Source organism: Bifidobacterium sp. LH_743, assembly GCF_056355775.1.
In genome coordinates this window covers 40,419-60,813 of the sequence record NZ_JBKESZ010000004.1, presented here as the reverse complement: position 1 = coordinate 60,813, position 20,395 = coordinate 40,419, and the positions used below count along the sequence as shown (strand labels likewise).

Annotated in this window: 19 protein-coding genes and 2 tRNA genes; 8 read left to right on the top strand and 13 right to left on the bottom strand. The window is 58.0% G+C overall.

Annotation, left to right across the window (positions count from 1 at the left end):
- Positions 1-25 precede the first annotated feature (25 nt).
- The 5 genes from rpsB to AC1ATL_RS06505 form a co-directional block, all read right to left on the bottom strand.
- Positions 26-844, bottom strand: a complete 819-nt coding sequence (gene rpsB / locus AC1ATL_RS06525; protein ID WP_432622555.1) for a 30S ribosomal protein S2 — start codon at positions 842-844, stop codon at positions 26-28.
- Between the two features lie 253 nt (positions 845-1,097).
- Positions 1,098-1,583, bottom strand: coding sequence for a peptide deformylase (locus tag AC1ATL_RS06520; RefSeq protein WP_026645923.1), 486 nt, complete (start codon positions 1,581-1,583; stop codon positions 1,098-1,100).
- Positions 1,584-1,585: 2 nt separating this feature from the next.
- Positions 1,586-3,634: an AMP-dependent synthetase/ligase gene (locus tag AC1ATL_RS06515; RefSeq protein WP_476569450.1), complete on the bottom strand. Its 2,049-nt coding sequence runs from the start codon at positions 3,632-3,634 to the stop codon at positions 1,586-1,588.
- Positions 3,635-3,742: 108 nt separating this feature from the next.
- A complete protein-coding gene (locus AC1ATL_RS06510; RefSeq protein ID WP_476569448.1) occupies positions 3,743-4,381 on the bottom strand; it encodes a hypothetical protein in 639 nt (212 codons plus the stop codon).
- Between the two features lie 153 nt (positions 4,382-4,534).
- Positions 4,535-5,653 carry a GuaB3 family IMP dehydrogenase-related protein gene (locus AC1ATL_RS06505; protein WP_476569446.1) on the bottom strand — a complete coding sequence of 373 codons (1,119 nt, stop codon included), beginning with the start codon at positions 5,651-5,653 and terminating at the stop codon, positions 4,535-4,537.
- A gap of 135 nt (positions 5,654-5,788) precedes the next feature.
- On the opposite strand from AC1ATL_RS06505, the gene AC1ATL_RS06500 reads away from it, so the two are divergent.
- Both AC1ATL_RS06500 and AC1ATL_RS06495 read left to right on the top strand, forming a co-directional pair.
- Complete coding sequence (locus AC1ATL_RS06500; protein ID WP_432622563.1) at positions 5,789-7,009, top strand: NADP-dependent isocitrate dehydrogenase; 1,221 nt, start codon at positions 5,789-5,791, stop codon at positions 7,007-7,009.
- A 124-nt stretch (positions 7,010-7,133) separates the two neighbouring features.
- Positions 7,134-8,642 carry a type 1 periplasmic-binding domain-containing protein gene (locus AC1ATL_RS06495; protein ID WP_476569444.1) on the top strand — a complete coding sequence of 503 codons (1,509 nt, stop codon included), beginning with the start codon at positions 7,134-7,136 and terminating at the stop codon, positions 8,640-8,642.
- 88 nt (positions 8,643-8,730) lie between these two features.
- Here the strand turns inward: AC1ATL_RS06495 and AC1ATL_RS06490 are convergent, their stop codons facing one another.
- Entirely contained in the window at positions 8,731-10,560 is a 1,830-nt protein-coding gene (locus AC1ATL_RS06490) for an AMP-dependent synthetase/ligase (RefSeq protein ID WP_432622597.1), read from the bottom strand.
- A gap of 109 nt (positions 10,561-10,669) precedes the next feature.
- Complete coding sequence (locus tag AC1ATL_RS06485; RefSeq protein ID WP_432622567.1) at positions 10,670-11,290, bottom strand: M23 family metallopeptidase; 621 nt, start codon at positions 11,288-11,290, stop codon at positions 10,670-10,672.
- 174 nt (positions 11,291-11,464) lie between these two features.
- Here AC1ATL_RS06485 and AC1ATL_RS06480 point away from each other — a divergent pair, with 174 nt between their 5' ends.
- Positions 11,465-11,842: a transcriptional regulator gene (locus AC1ATL_RS06480; protein WP_432622569.1), complete on the top strand. Its 378-nt coding sequence runs from the start codon at positions 11,465-11,467 to the stop codon at positions 11,840-11,842.
- A 150-nt stretch (positions 11,843-11,992) separates the two neighbouring features.
- Here the strand turns inward: AC1ATL_RS06480 and AC1ATL_RS06475 are convergent.
- The 3 genes from AC1ATL_RS06475 to AC1ATL_RS06465 form a co-directional block, all read right to left on the bottom strand.
- Positions 11,993-12,065 (bottom strand) — tRNA-Asn (locus AC1ATL_RS06475).
- Between the two features lie 36 nt (positions 12,066-12,101).
- A tRNA-Asn gene (locus tag AC1ATL_RS06470) sits at positions 12,102-12,174 on the bottom strand.
- A 95-nt stretch (positions 12,175-12,269) separates the two neighbouring features.
- Positions 12,270-12,971, bottom strand: a complete 702-nt coding sequence (locus AC1ATL_RS06465) for an ABC transporter ATP-binding protein (RefSeq protein WP_432622571.1) — start codon at positions 12,969-12,971, stop codon at positions 12,270-12,272.
- 110 nt (positions 12,972-13,081) lie between these two features.
- Between AC1ATL_RS06465 and AC1ATL_RS06460 the strand changes: the two genes are divergently transcribed.
- The 5 genes from AC1ATL_RS06460 to AC1ATL_RS06440 all read left to right on the top strand — a co-directional run bounded on the left by AC1ATL_RS06460 (position 13,082) and on the right by AC1ATL_RS06440 (position 17,697).
- Positions 13,082-14,857, top strand: a complete 1,776-nt coding sequence (locus tag AC1ATL_RS06460; RefSeq protein WP_432622573.1) for a bifunctional ADP-dependent NAD(P)H-hydrate dehydratase/NAD(P)H-hydrate epimerase — start codon at positions 13,082-13,084, stop codon at positions 14,855-14,857.
- 108 nt (positions 14,858-14,965) lie between these two features.
- On the top strand, positions 14,966-15,493 hold the full coding sequence (locus AC1ATL_RS06455; RefSeq protein WP_476569441.1) for an AEC family transporter: 528 nt from the start codon (positions 14,966-14,968) through the stop codon (positions 15,491-15,493).
- Complete coding sequence (locus tag AC1ATL_RS06450) at positions 15,487-15,942, top strand: AEC family transporter (protein WP_476569439.1); 456 nt, start codon at positions 15,487-15,489, stop codon at positions 15,940-15,942. The genes AC1ATL_RS06455 and AC1ATL_RS06450 overlap by 7 nt, the downstream gene beginning before the upstream one ends.
- 104 nt (positions 15,943-16,046) lie before the next feature.
- Positions 16,047-16,682 carry an HAD family hydrolase gene (locus tag AC1ATL_RS06445; RefSeq protein WP_476569437.1) on the top strand — a complete coding sequence of 212 codons (636 nt, stop codon included), beginning with the start codon at positions 16,047-16,049 and terminating at the stop codon, positions 16,680-16,682.
- 91 nt (positions 16,683-16,773) lie between these two features.
- The gene (locus tag AC1ATL_RS06440) at positions 16,774-17,697 is read left to right on the top strand and encodes a LysR family transcriptional regulator (RefSeq protein WP_281775129.1); all 924 of its coding nucleotides are present in this window, start codon (positions 16,774-16,776) and stop codon (positions 17,695-17,697) included.
- A 123-nt stretch (positions 17,698-17,820) separates the two neighbouring features.
- Here AC1ATL_RS06440 and pyrE read toward each other — a convergent pair whose 3' ends face one another.
- The 3 genes from pyrE to AC1ATL_RS06425 form a co-directional block, all read right to left on the bottom strand.
- Positions 17,821-18,516 carry an orotate phosphoribosyltransferase gene (gene pyrE / locus AC1ATL_RS06435; RefSeq protein ID WP_476569435.1) on the bottom strand — a complete coding sequence of 232 codons (696 nt, stop codon included), beginning with the start codon at positions 18,514-18,516 and terminating at the stop codon, positions 17,821-17,823.
- 87 nt (positions 18,517-18,603) lie between these two features.
- Positions 18,604-19,572 carry a dihydroorotate dehydrogenase gene (locus tag AC1ATL_RS06430; protein WP_432622583.1) on the bottom strand — a complete coding sequence of 323 codons (969 nt, stop codon included), beginning with the start codon at positions 19,570-19,572 and terminating at the stop codon, positions 18,604-18,606.
- Entirely contained in the window at positions 19,560-20,378 is an 819-nt protein-coding gene (locus AC1ATL_RS06425; protein WP_476569433.1) for a dihydroorotate dehydrogenase electron transfer subunit, read from the bottom strand. The genes AC1ATL_RS06430 and AC1ATL_RS06425 overlap by 13 nt, the downstream gene beginning before the upstream one ends.
- Between the last annotated feature and the right edge of the window lie 17 nt (positions 20,379-20,395).

Sequence of the window (20,395 nt, the reverse complement as noted above, 5' to 3'; positions counted from 1 at the left end):
ACGCCTCCCATCATAGAGCATGGTTTCACTCGGCCTTGGCTTCGCCTTCAGCCGCAGCCGGAGCTTCGGCGGCCGGAGCGCCCTCGGTGAGGAGCTCCTTCTCCCAAGCGGCCATCGGCTGCTCGGATTCGCCTTCAGCCTTGGCGGCCTTGCCGGAACGCTCCAGCAGGCCTTCCGCCACTGCGTCGGCCATGAGGCTGGTCAGCAACTCGATGCCACGGATGGCGTCATCATTAGCGGCGATCGGATACTCAACGGATTCCGGATCGGCGTTGGTGTCGACGATGGCGACGACCGGGATGCCCAGCTTGTGGGCTTCCTCGACGGCCAGGGCCTCCTTGTTCACATCGACCACGAACATGGCGGACGGGGTACGGTTCATGTTGCGGATACCGCCCAGCTGCTTGGCCAGCTTGTCCTTCTCACGCTCGAGGAGCAGCAGCTCCTTCTTGGTCAGGCCGGAACCATGCACGTCGGTGAAGTCCATCTCCTCAAGTTCCTTGAGACGGGAGACGCGCTTGGACACGGTCTGGAAGTTGGTCAGCATGCCGCCGAGCCAGCGCTCGGAAACGTACGGCATGTTCACGCGGGTGGCCTGGGTGGAGACGGCTTCCTGGGCCTGCTTCTTGGTGCCGACGAACAGCACGGTGCCGTTGTGGGCAACAGTGGCCTTGATGAAGTCATAGGCCTTGTCGATCATGTCGAGCGACTTGAACAGGTTGATGATGTGGATGCCGTTGCGCTGGGTGAGGATGAACTGCTTCATCTTCGGGTTCCAACGACGGGTCTGGTGGCCGAAGTGCAGACCTGCCTTCAGCATGTCGCTCATAGTGATCTGAGCCATGGTATCGCTACCTCTTTCTTGTCGGTTCTTGCCTGGCCATGCGTTCCTGCGTGCAGCCGACGTCCTGAGGACATCAGCCGACCGACACAGGCCGTCACGAGCATGACGCGAATTGGTTGTGCGCCGGTTGACAATATTGGGTGGCTGGGGACGCTCGCGACAACGTCTCCCGCCGGAATGGCACACAAAAATAAAAATATCACGGGGCCACGTCTTTCATGGACGTGACCCCGTGACACCATCGGTTTCCTAGTTACTTGCGATGATTACGCATGTAACGCATCGCCTCGCGTCGCTCCTCTTTTTCCAGACGATCGAGATAGACATGGCCGTCCAGATGATCGGTTTCATGCTGCAGCATGCGTCCCATGATGCCATGGCCTTCCAGAACGACGGTGTTGCCATCCAAATCGATGCCACGCACCCGTGCGTAATCCGCACGGCGTGTCTTGTACCACAATCCCGGAACGGACAAACAGCCTTCATCGCCATACTGCTCTCCGCTGGTCTCCTCCAGCACGGGATTGAGCACATAGCCGATTTTGCCGTCGATGTTGTAGGAGAACGCGCGCAGACTCACACCGATTTGGTTGGCGGACAGACCAGCACGTCCCGGATCGTCGACGGTGTCCAACAGGTCCTGCACCAGATGACGCACGGCGGGCGTGATCTCCCTAATGGGGTCGCATGGGGTGCGCAGCACCGGATCAGGTACGACTCGAATCTCACGGATTGCCAAAATTAACGCTCCTCGCTATTATCCGAATCCTCGGTTTCGGAAGGTTCGGCGGATGATTTCGCCTTGTCATCCGATTCATCGGACTGTTTCTTGATTCTCTCCTGCATGGTATCAAATGCCTGCCGAACCTTCGGACTGACCGATTCGGAAGCCTGTCGCACGCTTTCCGATGCCTGCTTGACCGTTTCCGTGGTGCGATCGAGAATCTGGACCGTCTTCGGCAATGGCCTGCCGGATTGTTTCGGAGCGTAGATGACGTTCTCGATGATGTCCTCGTAACGCTGCAGCACCTTGGGACGAACGACCTTCAGGCTCGCGGTCAGAGTACCGTCCTGCTGGTTGAATTCCTCACTGAGGATTTCGAATTTGCGCACGGATTCCGCACGGGAGACGTTCGCGTTCGCTTTTTCGACATATTGCTGAACGAATGCACGGACCGCGTCGTTCTCTGCAATCTGTTCCATGGACATATCGCGGTCCAGTCCCTGCTGGGAAAGCCACGAACGGACCATATCAGGGTCCAGCTCAATCAGCGCGCTGATGAATGGCTTTCCATCTCCGATGACCACCGCATGGGACACTATCGGGCAGGTGTCGATGATATCCTCCATCGGCGCCGGGCTGACGTTCTTGCCCCCGGCCGTGATGATGATGTCCTTCTTGCGGCCGGTTATATATACGAATCCGTCGTCGTCGATGGCGCCCAAATCCCCTGTTCTGAGCCAACCGTCGGGCATTTTGACCTCGGCGGTCTTCTCGGGGTTCTTGTAATAGCCGAGGAAGACGTTGGGACCCATGACCTGCAGCTCTCCATCATCGTCGGTGCGCACGCCCATACCAGGTCCGGGTTTGCCGACGGAACCGACACGGTTCGTGTTCTGCCAATTGACGATCATCGGAGCCGCCGTCTCCGTCATACCATATCCTTGGATGAACGTGATACCGTCCATGCCATTGAAGAAGTGGGCAAGGTCAACATTCAACGGAGCCCCTCCACATGCCAGATATTTCAGATTCGGCCCAAGCGCGGAACGGATGGACTTGCCGACAGTGGACATGAAGAACGAATGCTCGGTGCGGGCGATCAGGGAATGTCCGGCCCCATTCTGCTCATCCTTGGACCACTGGACGAAATGCTCGAACGCCTTGGCGAAGATTCTGCCGCGGATGCCGGCACCGGCCTTCTGCGATGCGGCGTTGTACACCTTCTCGAACACACGGGGCACGCCAAGCAGATATGTCGGTTTGAAGCTGCGCAGATCGGCGAGCAGGTGCTTGGCGCCGGGAAGATAGCCGACCACGCCTTGACCGCCGATGGCCACGTACTGGATGTAACGGGCGAAGCAGTGCGCCAACGGCAGAAATAGCATCAACCGATTCGGCTGGTAAAGCATGTCGTCGAGGATGATATAGCCGTTAAGCACTATATGGGTGAAATTACGATGGGACAGCATCGCGCCTTTCGGGCGTCCCGTGGAGCCCGACGTGTAGACGATGGTGAGCATGTCGTCCGCCTTGACCCGGGAAATGGCCCGATCAAGCGCGTCGTCGTCGATACCCTCCCCGAAATCCACGACCGCATCGAGTCCATCGGCTTTGAAGTTGAACACATAACGCAATCCCTCATATTCGTCGCGAATCTGTTCAAGGGTCTGTGTGTGCGAGGAATCCCCGGCGAAGGCGATGATTGGCTCAACCTCCTCGACAATGGAGGCTGCCTGCTTGGCCGAATCCGTCTCATATATCGGGACGCTCACCGCACCGATCGCGGCGCAGGCAAAATCCACTACACCCCATTCATAACAGGTCGGGGAATAGATGACCACCATGTTTCCCGGCTTAACGCCAAGACCGATAAGTCCTTTCGCCACAGCGCGCACGCGAGCGAGCATCTGGGCCGCCGTCACATCATGCCATTGCCTGGTATCGTCATCCTGCCATTGCGCAATAAGGTCATCCGGGGTCTTCCCCGCACGACGTGCCAGCAATGCGTAGACCGTGTCCTCATCCGTGGTGCTGTAAGCCGGTTCCGGTACAAATTCTCTCAACATGGTTTCTATAGTAGTTGCCGTTCTTCCAAGGCGCACTGGAAACCCTTGAAATCAGCTGTAAATAGCCAATCTCAAGGGTTTTGCCTTAATATTCCGCTTTAAAAAACGTCAGCCGAAATCAGCCACGGTGCATCTCCATACGGATCCCTTGAACACGAAGGTCGTATTGCAGCTCATCCGCAGGTCACCGATGCTGAGCAGCACGGTGCATTCGAACTTCGTCGGCGAAACCAGCCATCCGCTGACCATGAACACGTTGATGGGCAGCAGACCGAACCTGGCGTGAAGTCTGATGTCCTCCTTCATGTGATTGATCAAAAGACCTGACGCCGTCTTCAACCGACGCATGCAGTCCTCCGTTAAGATGCGTTCAACGTGCGCCGGCTTCCGGCGGCCACGGAAGATGTCGATGACATCACACGACAGGCGCGCCCCCAAAAGCGCCAGATAATGAGCCTGCCCGACGTCCCACGGCGTGTCGTCGATGCGGACGATATGATACGGGATGCGTTTGTGAGACAATTCCGATTCCAGAAAACCATCGTATGAGGAAAGGGCTCTCTTCTCTCTTTTCAGCTGTTCTAACAGCCGGTTATCTTCTTCGTTGAAGTCCAATAACGTATCCAATCCTGATGATGGAATCCTGTCCAGTTCGTCATCTCGCAAAACATCTTCGTTATCCACCTCCTGCTCGGGATTGGATTGCGAACCCGGAGGTGGAACATCTTCTTTGAATAAATCGTCCATATAAAATGGCCTCCTTTATCGGATGTCATCCGACTCTGCTGAGAAGGACGTAATGACCATTTAGACATAAGAAATTCCCCCCGTCAAGTCGATGGAGGGAATTATCGAATATATGGACAGCCCACCCTTCAGGGGTGGGCCGCGATCATTCGGTCACCGGTTCGGGGTGACGGTGACCGGACAACGCTGGAAGCTCTTCAGATCGACATAACCAGTGGTGGCCATGGCCCGGCGAAGAGCGCCGACGAAATTGGTGGTGCCATCCGCGTTGTGGCTCGGGCCAAACATCACTTCCTCCAAAGTGCCCACGGTTCCCACGTTGGTACGGAAACCACGCGGCAATGTCTGGTGACGCGCCTCGGCACCCCAGTGCATGCCCTGGCCGGGTGCTTCCTTGGCACGGGCCAACGGAGAGCCAAGCATCACCGCATCCGCGCCGAGAGCGAAGGCCTTGATAAAGCTTCCGGAATCACCCATGCCTCCATCGGCGATCACCTGCACGTAACGACCACCCGATTCATCCATGTAATCACGTCGCGCCTCGGCAACGTCGGCGATGGCCGTGGCCATCGGCGCATGCACTCCGATCGTGTTGCGGTTGGCAGAGACCGCTCCTCCGCCGAAGCCGACGAGGACGCCGGCCGCGCCGGTACGCATCAGATGCAAAGCCGCCGTGTAGTTGGCCGCACCCCCGACGATGACCGGAACGTCCAGGTCATAGATGAACTTCTTGAGGTTGAGGGGCTCGTGGTCCTTGGAGACATGCTCCGCGGACACAACGGTGCCACGGATGACGAACAGGTCGACGCCCGCCTCAAGCACCGTCGAATAATAATCCTGCGTGCGCTGGGGCGACAACGCTCCGGCGACGGTGACGCCGGCGTCGCGAATCTCATGCAGGCGCTCGACGATGAGCTCCGGCTTGATTGGCTCGGCATAGATCTCCTGGATGCGCTCAGTGGCCTTGTCCGCCGGCAACTGCGCGATTTCGTCAAGCAGCGGCCGAGGATCAGCGTAACGAGTCCACAGCCCTTCAAGATCAAGCACGCCGAGCGCGCCCATTTTGCCCATGGCGATGGCCGTGGCCGGGCTGGTCACGGAATCCATTGGAGCGCCGATGACCGGCACGTCGAATTCATAGGCATCGACCTGCCAGGAAGTGGATACGTCCTGAGGGTCACGGGTACGACGGGAGGGGACGATGGAGACATCGTCCAGCGAGTAGGCCAGACGGCCTTTCTTGCCCAAACCGATTTCAATTTCCTGAGACATGGTTTCAAGGCTAATGCTCAGCTATGACAGTGGCTTCAAGCGTGTCCTTCCATGGTTTTGGACATTTCCGCGCGTAATTAACACATATGTATTAAGACGGGATTCATCACCTCAATCCTGACAGGAGGACAAACCATGGCCAAAATCAAGGTCGAAGGCAAAGTCGTCGAACTCGACGGCGACGAAATGACCCGCGTCATCTGGAAGGACATCAAGAACCGTCTGATCCTGCCATATCTCGACGTGGACCTGGATTACTACGATCTGGGCATTGAAAACCGAGACGCCACCGACGACCAGGTGACCGTGGACGCGGCGAAGGCCATCCAGCGGGAGCACGTCGGTGTCAAGTGCGCCACCATCACCCCGGACGAGGCTCGCGTCAAAGAATTCGGCCTTAAGAAGATGTGGAAGTCCCCCAACGGCACCATTCGCAACATCCTCGGCGGAACCATCTTCCGCGAGCCGATCGTCATGAGCAATGTGCCGCGTCTGGTGCCGGGATGGACCAAGCCGATTGTCGTGGCCCGTCATGCATTCGGCGACCAGTACAAGGCTACGGACTTCAAGGTTCCGGGAGCCGGACAGCTCACCGTCACGTTCACGCCGGAAGACGGCGGCGAACCCATCCAGCACGTCGTGTACAACTACGGCCCCGATGGCGGCGTCGCCCAGGTGCAGTACAACGTCAACGACTCCATCCGCGGATTCGCCCGAGCCTGCTTCAATTACGGACTGATGCGCGGCTATCCGGTGTATCTGTCCACCAAGAACACGATTCTCAAGGCATACGACGGGCAGTTCAAGGATATATTCGCCGAAGTGTTCGAAACCGAATACAAGGACAAGTTCGAGGCGGCCGGACTGACCTATGAGCACCGACTGATCGACGATATGGTGGCCAGCTCCTTGAAGTGGCATGGCGGATACATCTGGGCCTGCAAGAACTACGACGGCGACGTGCAGTCCGATTCCGTGGCACAGGGCTTCGGATCACTTGGCCTGATGACCTCCGTCCTGATGACCCCCGATGGGCAGACCGTCGAGGCCGAGGCGGCACATGGCACGGTGACCCGCCATTATCGCCGTTGGCAGAAGGGCGAGAAGACCTCGACCAACCCGATTGCCTCTATCTTCGCATGGACGGGCGGCTTGAAGCACCGTGCCGACCTTGATGGCACTCCGGAGGTCAGGCATTTCGCCGAGACTTTGGAAAAGGTCATTATCTCGACCGTCGAAGGCGGCCAGATGACCAAAGACCTCGCCATGCTCATTGGTCCCGACCAGCCATGGCTTGATACCGAGGGCTTCATGGACGCGCTCGATGAGAATCTGGCGAAGGCATTGGCGGAATAATCGTCGGCTCTCAAAGGGAAACCCGTATGCGTCTACACGCGTATACGGGTTTTTCAATGCTCGGATATTACAATCGATGGTCAGTATGAGAAATCCGCCCACCGTATTTCGCAAAGGACATGGCATGACACTGCATCGCACGACCACGACGAAACGGCTGCTCGCCCTGCTGGCATCGGCCTGCATGGTGGCTGTCATGGGCGCGTGCTCGTCCAATGACGGCGCGCAGCCGCAGGACAAGGCCACACAGTCCAGCACGGTGAATCCGACCGGCAGCGTGGCGATCTTCACGCCGGCCGACGGCATCACCATCTCCCAGCAGACGCCATTGAGCAAATGGGAGAAGATCGTTCCCGAAATCGTGTCGTCATTGAAGCAAGAGGGCGTCAAGAGTGGCGACATCACCGTCAAGACCTCTTCGAATCTCGCCAAGCAGAGTCAAAGCGTGCAGGACTATGTGGTGGACCACATCAACGGCTCCGAACATTCATCCTCGAAGGGCGGAACCACTTTGGTGGTGGCACCGGTCGCGGATCTGTCGGAATCCGATAGGCAGTACGGCGACTATGCGGGACATGGCATCACTTGGGATTCCGATGCGTCGGACGAGGATGCGAAAGATCATGCGCAATCGGCGCAACGTCTGGTATCGGCACTGCGCCTCGCCCAGAACGAGGGCATGAAGGTGGTTCTGGTTTCCAACACTCTCCAGGGATACGCTCCGGACGTGTACGTTCCAATGGTCACCGCCGAGCAGATCGGAAAGCTGCAGGCACGGGAACTTGTCAGCAAGCTCGAACTCGACAAAGCGTCTTCCAATGCCCCCAAGCAGATCGAGGTGTTGCTCCCCTACGATGAGACGGACGAGCACGGCAATAAGGAGGACACGTCCTTCGCACAGCATGTGTTCAAGGGAATCTGGCAGATTCTCGGACCGTATTTCAAGGACGGCAAGGCCGTCTCCCCCTCCGGAACGCTCACCGCGTCAACCGATGAATCCGATTGGCAATCCGTGGCGTTCGAATCCGCGAAAGCCGAGCAGGTTAAATCCGCACTCGCCGAACGTCTCGGCATGGATGAGGACGACACTCACCCCACCCGCATCGACGGCATCATCTCATGCAACGACTATGTGGCAAAGAACGTAGCCGATGAATTGGCAAAACTCGGTTATACCGGTTCCTCGGCGGACGTCAATCCGTCCATCACCATCTCCGGCATCGTGGATAGCATCACCGGGAAAAAAGATCTGGAGAGAAAGACGGTGCCCAGTCCTACGAGCGCCTCGACCGATGATGACGGCAACAAGGAATCGGATGATGAGGAGAACGCGCAGTGGCCGATCATCACCGGATACGGAGCATATATCAGCTCCATGCCGAATATTGTCAACGGCAAACAATGGATGACCGCGATGGAGAATCGCAAGACCCTGGCCAGGGACATCGCACGGACTTGCGTGCGTTTGAACGTCGCAGGCAAGCTGTCCAAGTTCGACTTCATCATCTCAACGACGGTTGAAGGAAAGAAAACGCCGACCATCCATGAGGACGTTCTGGCGATAAGCGCGGGTAATCTCAAGAAGACCCTGATCGAACCCAACTATATATCCCTGGCGGACGCCGGTCTGTGACCGCCGCCTCAACTGTGATGGAATCCGGAAGAAGCCCGGGAGATGTGGAACAACGTCTCCCGGGCTTCTTTTGGATAGTGCTCAAAGCTTATTCGGCGTGGGACGCCGGCTTCCTCGGCACATAGATGACCTTGTCTATCAAGGTGCGATAATGCTCGACCACAGCTTGCCGGCGCGCTTTCATGCTCGGCGTGACCAGACCGTTCTCCTCGGTGAACTCATCGGGGACGATTTCAAACTTGCGGATCGACTCGGCACGCGAAGCGAGCTCATTGGCCTTGTTGACCGCGCGTTCGACCTCGGCACGCACAATGGGGTTCTTCGAGGCTTCATCCAGATCGGCAACGCGTTCCGCACCCTTGGATTCCAACCACAGGTTCGTCTCGGTCAAATCAAGGGAGATGATGGCCGCGATGAAGGGCCTACGGTCGCCGATCATCACGCATTGGCTCACCACCGGCGAAGTCATGATGGAGGCCTCCATCTCGCACGGGGAAACGTTTTTGCCGCCAGCGGTGATGATGAGATCCTTCTTACGACCGACGATGGAAACGAAACCGTCGTCGTCAATGGAACCAAGATCTCCGGTATGCAGCCATCCATCAACGATCTGTTGCCTGGTGACATCGGGATTGTTATGGTAACCCGCGCACACGGCAGGACTTTTGATGCACAGCTCTCCATCTTCGTCCACACCCATGGTCACTCCTTGCAAGGGCAGTCCAATGGTGCCTATCCTGTAGCCTTCGGTCGGGTTGACGCTTGAGGGAGCACAGGTTTCGGTCATGCCATAGCCTTCCAGCAACGGAAGACCGACGCCGTTGAAGAAGTGCGCGATGGAGGAGTCCAGCGGCGCGCCACCGGAGACCGCGTATTCGACATGACCGCCGAACACGTCCATGATCGATGAATACACCAGCTTGTCATACAAGGCATGCTTCGCGTTCAACGCGAAGGGAATCCCCTTGCCTGATTGCTGAGCATGGGACCAGTCATATGCGGTACGGGTGGCGCCCGCGAACACACGTCCCTTGAAACCGGAACCGGCCTTCTGCGATGCCGCGTTGTAGATCTTTTCGAAAATCCTTGGCACGGCGAGGATGAATGTCGGCTTGAACGCCTTGAAATCAGCGAGAATGGTCTTCAGATTGCTGGAAAGGCCAAGCGAGACATTGCCGGCGAAGCAGAAGAACTGCATGTACCTTGCGAATACGTGGGCCAACGGCAGGAACAGCAACAGGCGACGATTCGGCTTCATGGCGATATCCGGCATGGAATTGACACCGGAATAGGTGATGAACACGAAATTGGCGTGCGTCAATTCGACGCCTTTTGGTGTGCCGGTGGACCCGGATGTGTACACGATGGTGGCCAAATCAGAACCCTTGACCGCCTGTTCACGTTCAAGGAACTCAGCATCCGAGACCGCATGGCCATATTCAATGATGGTATCGAGAGCGCCAAGTCCAATGACATACACGTCACCGAGATCGGAGCATTGCCCGCGCACGGATTCAATCTTGTCGCGCTGGGCGTCGTCCTCGGCGAAAGCCATTTTGACGTTGGCGTCGTTGAAGATCATCCTTACTTGGGCCGGCGAGTTCGTCTCATACACCGGAACGGTGAGCGCGCCGATGGACATGATGGCCACGTCGAGCGCCGTCCATTGCCAGCATGTGTGCGCGATGATGGACACGGAATCCCCGGGCATCACGCCGCGCGCGATAAGCCCTTTGGCGAGGGCCACCACCTTATCCCTGAATTGTGCGGCGGTGAACGCATCCCATTCTCCCTGGTCGTTCTTGTATTCAACCAGATTGTCGTTCGGAGTGCGTTCCGCACGCTTCTCGAGCACTGAGAAGATGTTCCTGTCCGCATCGATCGCATGTTCCAGAGGCCGCGTGTATTCCTTGATCATAAGCTTCCCGCTTCTCGAAATCCGTTGTACATACAGCATCATAACCGTCATGCCGCACTTTCCTCCGAAGCCGCGACTCCACGGCAACGAGATGCATGGGACAAGCCGATCATGCTGCCTTAAGACCTACCCTCATCGCCTCCACTCTGCCTGATGGATCCGAATAGTCACGTCCAATGCCTTTGAGACCCCAATGCAGACACTGATCGGAGCAGTGCTCCGAAGCACCTTCGACACGTGCGAAACGTTCCCCTTTGACGACGGATGTCCCAACCGCGCGTGTCGTGGCGGCCGGTTCGAACGTCGATGTAAGGTTCCCCGCATTCGCGCCATGGCGAAGAGTCACTACGGATTTGCCAGCCACTTTGCCACTGAAGGCGATCGTCCCGTCTGCAGGCGCGAGAATGGCATCCTGCGCCCGGGCCTGCAAATCCACCCCACGATGGCCCGGCAACCATTGTTTGGCCGGCGCATCGTATGCGCCGACGATTCGCGTCTGTTCCAAAGGCCATCGCATCAACGCCCGGCATTCCACCTGCGCAGCATCACCCGCCGTGGCGGTCTCCGCATGCGCATATGCCGGCGGAACTCGCAGACCGCAAGCCACGAATGCGGCGCTCGCCGACACACATACGATCATCGCGGCCGCACATCGACGGCGATTGCGCTCCTCGGCATCATCGGACATTCTGCTGCGGCGAATTCGCCGACGGTATTCTCTGCTATCCATGGTGATTTCCTTTGCCTGCGTTGCGGTCGGGAATCGAAAGCATGCCATCGTTGCGAACCGGTTGTCCAATCAAAACGACCTTGTGGTCGGAGAACCGCACTTATCCACATGCTTCGGGCGTGTCGCGCCCGAAGCTGCCACAGACGTCTCCTCGTGTGGCATACGATGTAACGCATGAGCGACAACACCACGCAACGCAAGGCGTTGCAACAGCTGCAGGACGAACCAGACCAGGAGCGCATCGCTTACTATCGCAAGCCATTCATGGTGCTATGGGCGGCCGTGCAGGAAGCGTCAAGCGAACTGCAGGACGATTACGCCCTTTCCCCCGAGCTCGCCCAGCTATGGGTCGCGGAACAGCTGCGGCAGGTGTCGGATTCCTTGGTGGACAGGCTTGCCGAAATCGCCGTGGCGCGTGGCGAATCGAAATCGAATGTGGCACGTGCTGCGGGCGCGAGTCCGGACAACGTGTTGCGCCGTTTTCCCCGACTCAAGACGAATGCATCGCATGGGCGCACGCTTGTCGACAATGTGCTCGACACTTTGGAGTAATTCTATTCAGGGAGAGACTAAGTTGAAACAATTTCATGCACTCGACACGAGTTTTGTCTGAGAATGTCAGAGAACTACGGTCTGGAACATTCCCGTAATTCTCACTTGAATCATGCCGGAACCCTACTCCCATAAAGGCTTCCATCTAAGCTCCTGCGACTGGGCTTGAACCAGTGACCGTCCGATTAACAGTCGGATGCTCTGCCAACTGAGCTACGCAGGAATGTTATTCATCCCAAACATATAATCTGGGATTTCGCTCCTGCGACTGGGCTTGAACCAGTGACCGTCCGATTAACAGTCGGATGCTCTGCCAACTGAGCTACGCAGGAATGTTCCCGCCCGGAAGACAAGCTTCCGTGCACAAGTCACATATATTACACGAATCATCCAATCATGCAAATCGGAAGCACCACAGCGTGTCGTATCACCATTCGAGCTCTTCGATGTCCATCGGATGCGAATTGGTTTCGATCGATGAGACACGCCCGTCATGCATACGTATCACTCGATCAGCGATTGGGGCAATTGCTGAATTGTGCGTCACAATCACCACTGTCGCGCCCTTTTTACGACTCATGTCCTGAAGAATACGCAGCACCTGCTTGCCCGTGTTGTAATCAAGCGCACCTGTAGGCTCATCGCAAAGAAGAATCTTCGGATTCTTCGCCACCGCGCGTGCGATCGCCACTCGCTGCTGCTCGCCGCCGGACAGCTGCGCGGGAAAATTATCGGCCCGATCGGACAATCCCACGTCGGCGAGCGCGCTGTCGGCATCCTGCGCGTCGGAGACGATCTGGGAGGCGAGCTCCACGTTCTCACGTGCCGTGAGGTTCGCCACAAGGTTGTAGAACTGGAATACGAATCCGATGTCAGTCCGACGGTATGCGGTCAGCTGTTTGGGTGTGTAGCCGGAGATGTCCTTGCCGTCGATGATCACCTGTCCCGAGGTGTTGGTGTCCATGCCGCCCAGAATGTTGAGCACTGTCGATTTTCCAGCGCCGGATGCACCGAGAATGATGGCGAGTTCTCCTCTGTCGATGGTGAAGGACACATTGTCGTTGGCTGTGATGGTGGTGGATCCCATATGGTAGCGCTTGGTGCTGTTTCTCATTTCGATGTATGCCATGTCGCACTCCGTTCCCCTGTCCGACGTCCATGTCCGGGCCAATAGGCCTTTTCTTTGACTATACGACTAAAGTAGGGTTTGTGGTTCCATGCAGAGGAAAGGATTTTTCCATGGATGTCTCCAATGATGCCGACCGTTTGCAAACGCTGCTGTACAGCTCCTATTCAGCGGATACCGTACGGCAGTTGGAACGTCCTCTGCTGGACGATGGCGTGCCGCTGATGCGCATGGCGGCTTCCGCCGCCGCTCAAGTGACGATGGCGCTACTCGATGACGAGGACCTTCCGATTGAGGATGCGCGTGTCACCGTGTTGGCTGGTGCCGGGAATAATGGTGGCGATGGACTGTACGCGGGCGCCAAATTGGCGAATGAGGGGGCACAGGTGACCGCGATTGCGGTCGGACGTTCTTTGCATGAGGAGGCATTCAGGGCATTCGTGCATGCCGGCGGGCGCGTACTGGTGCTTGATTCAGCGGCCGATATTCCGGGATGCACATCCGGATTTTCCGCAGGCGAGGCCGGTGAGAGGCTTCAGGCGGCGATTGAATATGCGAGGAGCTCGCATGTAGTGCTTGACGCGATGACCGGCATCGGGTCGGTCGGCGCATTGCGGGGCATCGCAGGTACGTTGGCCGCGTCCATTGGATCGGATGGCGAGCTGCCGGACAAACCCGCATTGCCGGATAATGAGCCGTCCGCCGATCTGCCGTTGGTAGTGGCCATCGATGTGCCGTCCGGGGTGGGGGTTGATGACGGTTCGCTGCCGGGACCGTACATTCCCGCGGATGCAACGGTGATGTTTGGCGCGATGAAGCCATGCGCGATGGTGCCTCCCGCCTCGTACGCGTGCGGCCGGGTCACGTTGGTGGACTTTGGCTTCGACATTGATGACGCCGTTCCGCTCGCCGAGATGACGGATGGCAATTTTGTCTCGGATTCGATTCGTCTGCCTCGGCTTGCGGATGGCAAGTATTCGCGTGGCGTGGTTGGATTGGTGACTGGCTCGACACGCTATCCCGGTGCCGCCGTATTGTCGGCGAGGGCCGCGGCCCGGACGAATACCGGCATGGTGCGGTATCTGGGACCTCAACGCGCGCAGGATATGGTACTCTCCGTATTGCCGGAGGCTGTGCTCGGCAAGGGAAGGGTCGAGTCGTGGGTGGTTGGTTCCGGAGTGCCGGCCGCAGGCGCTGAAATGGGTGAGGATGACACGCAGCGCGTCACAACCGCGGCTTTGCTGGAGCATTACGCTTTGCATGAGACCGATGACGAGATGAACGCGCGGGCCTTGGCCATGCCTCCCATCGTGGTGGATGCAGGCGCATTGGATCTGCTGCCGGATCGCGTCGCGCCGCAGGTAGTGGCCACGCCGCATGCCGGAGAATTGGCCGCTTTGCTGAACCGTTTGGACGGCGATGCTGCCGAGCCCGTTTCCAGGCAACAGGTGGAGGCCAATCCCCTACGTTCGACGTTGCGGGCGCATAAGCTGACCGGCGCAACGGTGCTTCTCAAAGGTGCCGTCACCATTGTGGTTGGTTCCGACGGCGACGGAGGCGACCGAATCATCCTGTCGGGACGAGCACCCGCATGGATGGCCACCGCAGGTTCGGGAGACGTACTGGCCGGCATGTTGGGAGCGTTGATGGCGCAACAGGATGATCTGCTCAACGACGATCCCGCTTTGGTGCCGGAAGTGGCGGCGGCCGCCGCATACATGCATGGGCTTGCTGGTGCGATCGCCAGCGGATCGAAGCAACGCGGCTGGTGCCGTCCGCGTCTGTACGGTCACGCCACTAGGAGTTCCGCGAATGCGGTAGGCCATCCGATCGTCGCCACGGATGTCATCGCCGCCATCCCCCAGGCATTCGACGAACTGATTCGCTGAATGCCGATGCCGGTTCGGGGCCTCCCTGCTCGATCGGTATCACGTCGGCATATCGACTGTTTTCCCACCCGCCTCTTATGTTGGATGCCTGACAAGAGAGGTGGATGCATGCAACAGTTTTCCGTGGTCCTGAACCAGCTCATCGGCATGGGCGTCATGCTGGTTGTGGGCGTGGTATGTGTCAGGACGAAACTATTGAACGAGGATTCCCTGCAGGGAGTGTGTCGTCTGATTCTGAACGTGGGCATTCCGATGTTGGTGTTCTCCAATGCCGTTTCCGGGACCACTCGCGAGGACCTGTTCGGTTCTGCGGCGGTCATCGGCATCACAATCGTGTTGTACGCGTTGCTCATCCTATCAATGTGGCTGCTGGCGAAGCTGCTTCGTTTGCCGGGCGAGCGTGGACGCATGTTCCAGGGCGCGTTCATCTTCGGCAACGCCGGATTCATCGGGCTTCCGTTGATTCTGGCCCTGTTTCCCAAACAGGGCGCATTGTATTTCGCACTGATGTCGCTGACCGATCAATTCTTTTCTGGACCTACGGGGTATGGATCACCAAGCCGAAGGCGAATCGGCAGACGTATATGGACGAGCATCCGGCAAAGACGCTGGGGTCGAGGATCCTCGGCATGTTGAGCCCCGCACTGGTGGCGGTGATTCTGGCGATCGCGATCGTGCTCATCGGCATTCCGGTACCGCAGGCGGTGATCGCTCCCCTGCATTCGCTTGGCGCCATCTCCACACCGTTGTCGATGATCTATCTCGGTGGGCTGTTCGTGCTGCGTGACTGGGCTGGCGTATTGAAACGGTACGAGCTGTATGTGGGCATCGCGGTCAAGATGGTGCTCTTTCCCATCGCGTTCCATGCGCTGCTCGTCACCGTGCCGCCGATGCTCGGCCTGGGAACGATTCCCCGCAGCATGGCGGATATGATGACGATCATCGCGGGACTGCCGACCATGAGCGCCATCGTCATGTTCTCGGAACGCGAGCATAATATGCCCGAATACGCGGTGGGACTGGTGCTGGCCACCACCGTGGCGAGCCTGTTCACACTGCCTGTCGTATCGTATCTGACGTTCTGACGTTTCACGGCAGACTGCGACGCAAGGCGAGATGGAGCACTTTCCCGTGATCATGGGTACGGTACACTGACGAGGACGGACACATGTCTACGGAAAGGATTCCGATGGTTACCGCAACATCATCGATCACCGACGTCGTCTTCGATTTCTGCGGAGTGCTGCTGGATTGGCGGACGCGCGCATGTCTTGAAGGCAAATTCGATGAAGGACTTGTCGACCGCATTTGCGCGGACGACGACCCGTGCGGTTTCTTCAGATATGAGGACCGTATGGACGCCGGTGAGGATTTCGATTCGATCTGGCCCGATGTGGTGCGGGAGCAGGGCGAGCAAATCGCCGACATCTTCCGTTACTACATCGCCCATTACGATGATGCGCTGCCGCGCATGCTGCCTGGAATGGAGCGGCTGCTGCGCGATCTGAAGTCAGCCGGCTACGGCGTATGGGGATTGACGAATTGGTCGCATGAGACATTCCATTTCGCATTCGACAAGTTCCCGCAGCTTGCCGAGCTGTTGGACGGCACCGTCGTTTCCGGAGTGGAGAAGATGCACAAACCCAACGCCGACATCTACGAACTGGCGATGTCCCGTTTCGGCCTGCAGCCGGAGCACAGCGTGTTCCTGGATGACACGGCGAAGAACGTTGCGGGTGCGCAGGTGGTTGGAATGCATGCCTTCCGCTTTATGGACGCGGAACAGGCACGTGAGAATCTCGAATCCTTGGGCGTGCGCGTGTAGGACGGAATGACACGCAATCGCATGTCCATTATGCAAAAAGGAATCCTATAAATCGCCGTTTCGTAAAGCGACGCTGGTATAAGTAGTAGTTATGACCCTCCTTCAGCTGAAATACATCGTCAAAATCGTCGAATGCGGCTCCATGAACGAAGCCTCGCACGAACTGTACGTCTCCCAGCCCGCGCTGAGTTCCTCGGTGAAGGAGCTTGAGAATGAGCTTGGCATCGAGATCTTCACCCGCTCCTCGCAAGGCATCGCCTTGACCGTGGACGGTGCGGAGTTCCTCACCTATGCGCGTCAGGTCCTCGACCAGGCCTCGCTGCTCGAGGAACGTTACAAGAACGCGAAGCCACGCAAACAGCTGTGCTCCGTGTCGACTCAGCATTACATGTTCGCCGTGGAGGCTTTTGTGGAGATGATCAACTCCATCAAGTCCGACGAATACGAGTTCACCATCCGTGAGACCCGCACCAAGGACATCATCAACCAGGTGGCGAACATGCTTTCGGAGATAGGCATCATCTATCTGTCCGATTTCAACAAGGATGTGATCGGCAAGATGCTGCGGGAGAAGCACCTTGAGTTCCATCCGCTGTTCCGGGCGCCGTTGCACGTGTTCATCTCGCGCAACAATCCGCTTGCCGGCAAGAAGAAGGTCACCATGGACGACCTGAAACCGTTCCCCTTCATCCAATACGAGCAGGGTGAGGAAGGGAGCTTCTTCTTCGCGGAGGAGGCCGTCTGGCCGGAGTATTCCCCCAAGCAGATCAACGTGACCGACCGTGCCACCATTCTGAACTTCATCATCGGCTTGAACGGCTACACGGTTTGCACCGGTATCGATAACGGCGACCTTAATAACGAGAAAATCGTCACCGTGCCGCTTGATACCGATGAGACGATGCTGGTCGGTTGGATTACCAACGAACGCGCCAAGCTTTCGAAGGCCGCAGAAACATATTTGGAAAAGCTGAAGTCGGTGGTTTCAAGCCACGGCTATAACCTCATCGATTAGATTGACCGTTGGCAGGTCTGTCAGGCTCAGACCCTGAAGGTAACAAGAAAGTCCCGCACCAACTCACGGATGGTGCGGGACTTTCTTGTTACAGCTGTCTCTTACGACAACCTTGGACTGTCATCAGGCGCCGTATCGTGCCAGATACGCGTCGGCGGCCGCCTTGATCTCAGGAGTGACGTATGGAGCGCCGTCCGCCGTCCGGATATGCTGACCTGCTTCGAAGATCTCCCTTACGTTGGCGATGGCGAACACAGGGAAACCGAATTCGGATTCGACGGCCTTCACCGCGGACGTATCGGAGTCCTTGGTCTTTTCCATACGATCCACGCTCAGCACCAGTCCGACGACTTCGACGTCGGCCTCGGCCTTGAGTTTCGGAATGACCTCACGCACGGCGGTTCCGGCGGTCATCACATCGTCGACGAGCAGTACCTTCATGCCATCCCTGAGCTGGGTGCCGACCATCATGCCGCCGTCTCCATGGTCCTTCTTCTCCTTGCGGTCGAAGGTGTAGCCGACTTCCATGCCGTGGGCATTGGTCAATGCGATGGCTGTGGATACACCCAGAGGAATACCCTTGTAGGCCGGACCGAACACGGTGTCGATATCCTTCGGCAGGTTGCCGGCTTCGATTTCCGCGATGATCTTCTCGGCGTAGAACGAGCCAAGATGAGCAATCTTGCGTCCGTCGTTGAATGCGCCGGCGTTGATGAAATACGGCGATTGGCGGCCGGATTTCAAGGTGAATTCGCCGAATTTCAGCGCCTGCGCCTCCAGTAGGAATTCGGTGAAACGATGATCGAGCGAAGCGGTCATTTGTTGGTTATCCTTTTTTCGACTTTTCGACGGTTGACTGCGACCTATGGCCGCGATGGATGATTATTCGCCGTGCCGGCGGCCGAATCAGCGCCAGGTCTCCCCTTTTGCGAGCTTGTCGGCAAGCTCGGGACGCTCGTCGAGCAGGTCATCAAGCTCGCGGGCCACACGCAGCGGTGCGGTCGGTTCGAACAACGCCGCCGCACCGACTTCAATGGCATTGGCTCCGGCATACAGATATTCGAGGGCCGTCTCACCGGAGTCGATGCCGCCGATGCCGATGATCGGTATGGTCGGCAATGCGGCACGCACACGCCACACCGCGGCAAGGCCGACGGGCAGCACGGCAGGGCCGGAAACACCACCGGTGACGTGCGTGATAATCGGCTCGCCAGTGCGGATATTGATGCGCATTCCAAGCAGCGTGTTGATCAGGCTCAACGCATCGGCACCGCTTTCCACGGCGGCGCGCGCCGGCACGGTGATGTCGGTAACGTTCGGCGTGAGCTTGACGATCATCTTCTTATCGGTGATCTTGCGCAGCCGGGTGATGAGCCTGGACAATGCCACCGGATCAGTGCCGACGCTCATGCCACCGGCGGACACGTTCGGGCAGCTCACGTTGATTTCCAGCATATCGGCCGGCGAATCGTTGAGTTTGGCCACCACTTCGGCGTAGTCGTCGTCGCAATGGCCTGCGACGTTGGCTATGACCGTCGCGTTGATGGCTTTGAGCTTGGGCAGGTCGTCCTCCAAATAATGGTCGACGCCCGGATTCTGCAACCCGACGGCGTTGATGTTGCTGGACGGACCTTCCGCGGTACGCACGCCGGGGTTGCCTTCCCACGGCACCGGAGAGACACCTTTGGTGGTGACAGCCCCCAACTGGCTCACATCGTAGAACCAGCGCACCGCCGCGTATTGGAATGTGCCGGAAGCCGTGGCCACCGGATTCTTCCATGGAACACCCGCCACCTGTGTGGGATGCTTCCATTCGTGCTGTTCGTACAGGTTCGCATGCTGCGGTTGCTCCACGTTCATGCTCACTCCCCCCATCCCAGTTGTTCACGGGTGAATACCGGTCCGTCGGAACAGACCTTCAGCCGCCCTTCGGCCGTGTCGACGGTGCAGAGCACGCAAGTGCCGTAACCACAGCCCATACGCTGTTCGAGGCTCAGCTGAGCCTCGATGCCGCGTTTCGCCGCCCATGCCGCAACGGCCTTCATCATCGGCAACGGACCACATGAAAGGATGACTGGCTTCCTCTCCCCCGTCGTCAGTTCGTTTTCGATACGATCGAGCAACGTGATGACGTTGCCTTCGGATTCGTCGATGCTGTACACCTTGTCCGCGTATCGGCCAACATACTCATCGCCAAAACGCACATTGCGATAACCGAACACCGCAGTGCTTGTAGCGTGCTCCAGGCCTGCGATATGCTGCGCGGCACGCACCAACGGCGGCACGCCGAGGCCGCCGGCCACCAGTACGTAATTCGCCGTCCGCTTGGTGTCGAAACTGTTGCCAAGGGGCCCCATCACGCGGATTGCGTCTCCCGCGCTCAGCTCGGCGAACTCGGCGGTGCCTTTGCCCACGACGGCGAATATAAGACTCACCTCGTCGCCTTCGACCTCGGCCACGCCGAACGGGCGGGGCATGAGTCGGGTCGGATCGTTGGAATACACGTCTACGAACTGCGCCGGCTTGGCGTGCCCGGCGATGTATTCGTCACGGAACGTCAGACGGTACACACCGTCGGCCAATTTATGGTTATCGACGATTTCGACCGTATGTCGGCTGGGGAAGAATCCAGCCTCCCTTGCCTCCGTGACGGTCGGCATGAACGTTGCTGCGGCGGTCATGGCTTCCTCTCTTTATG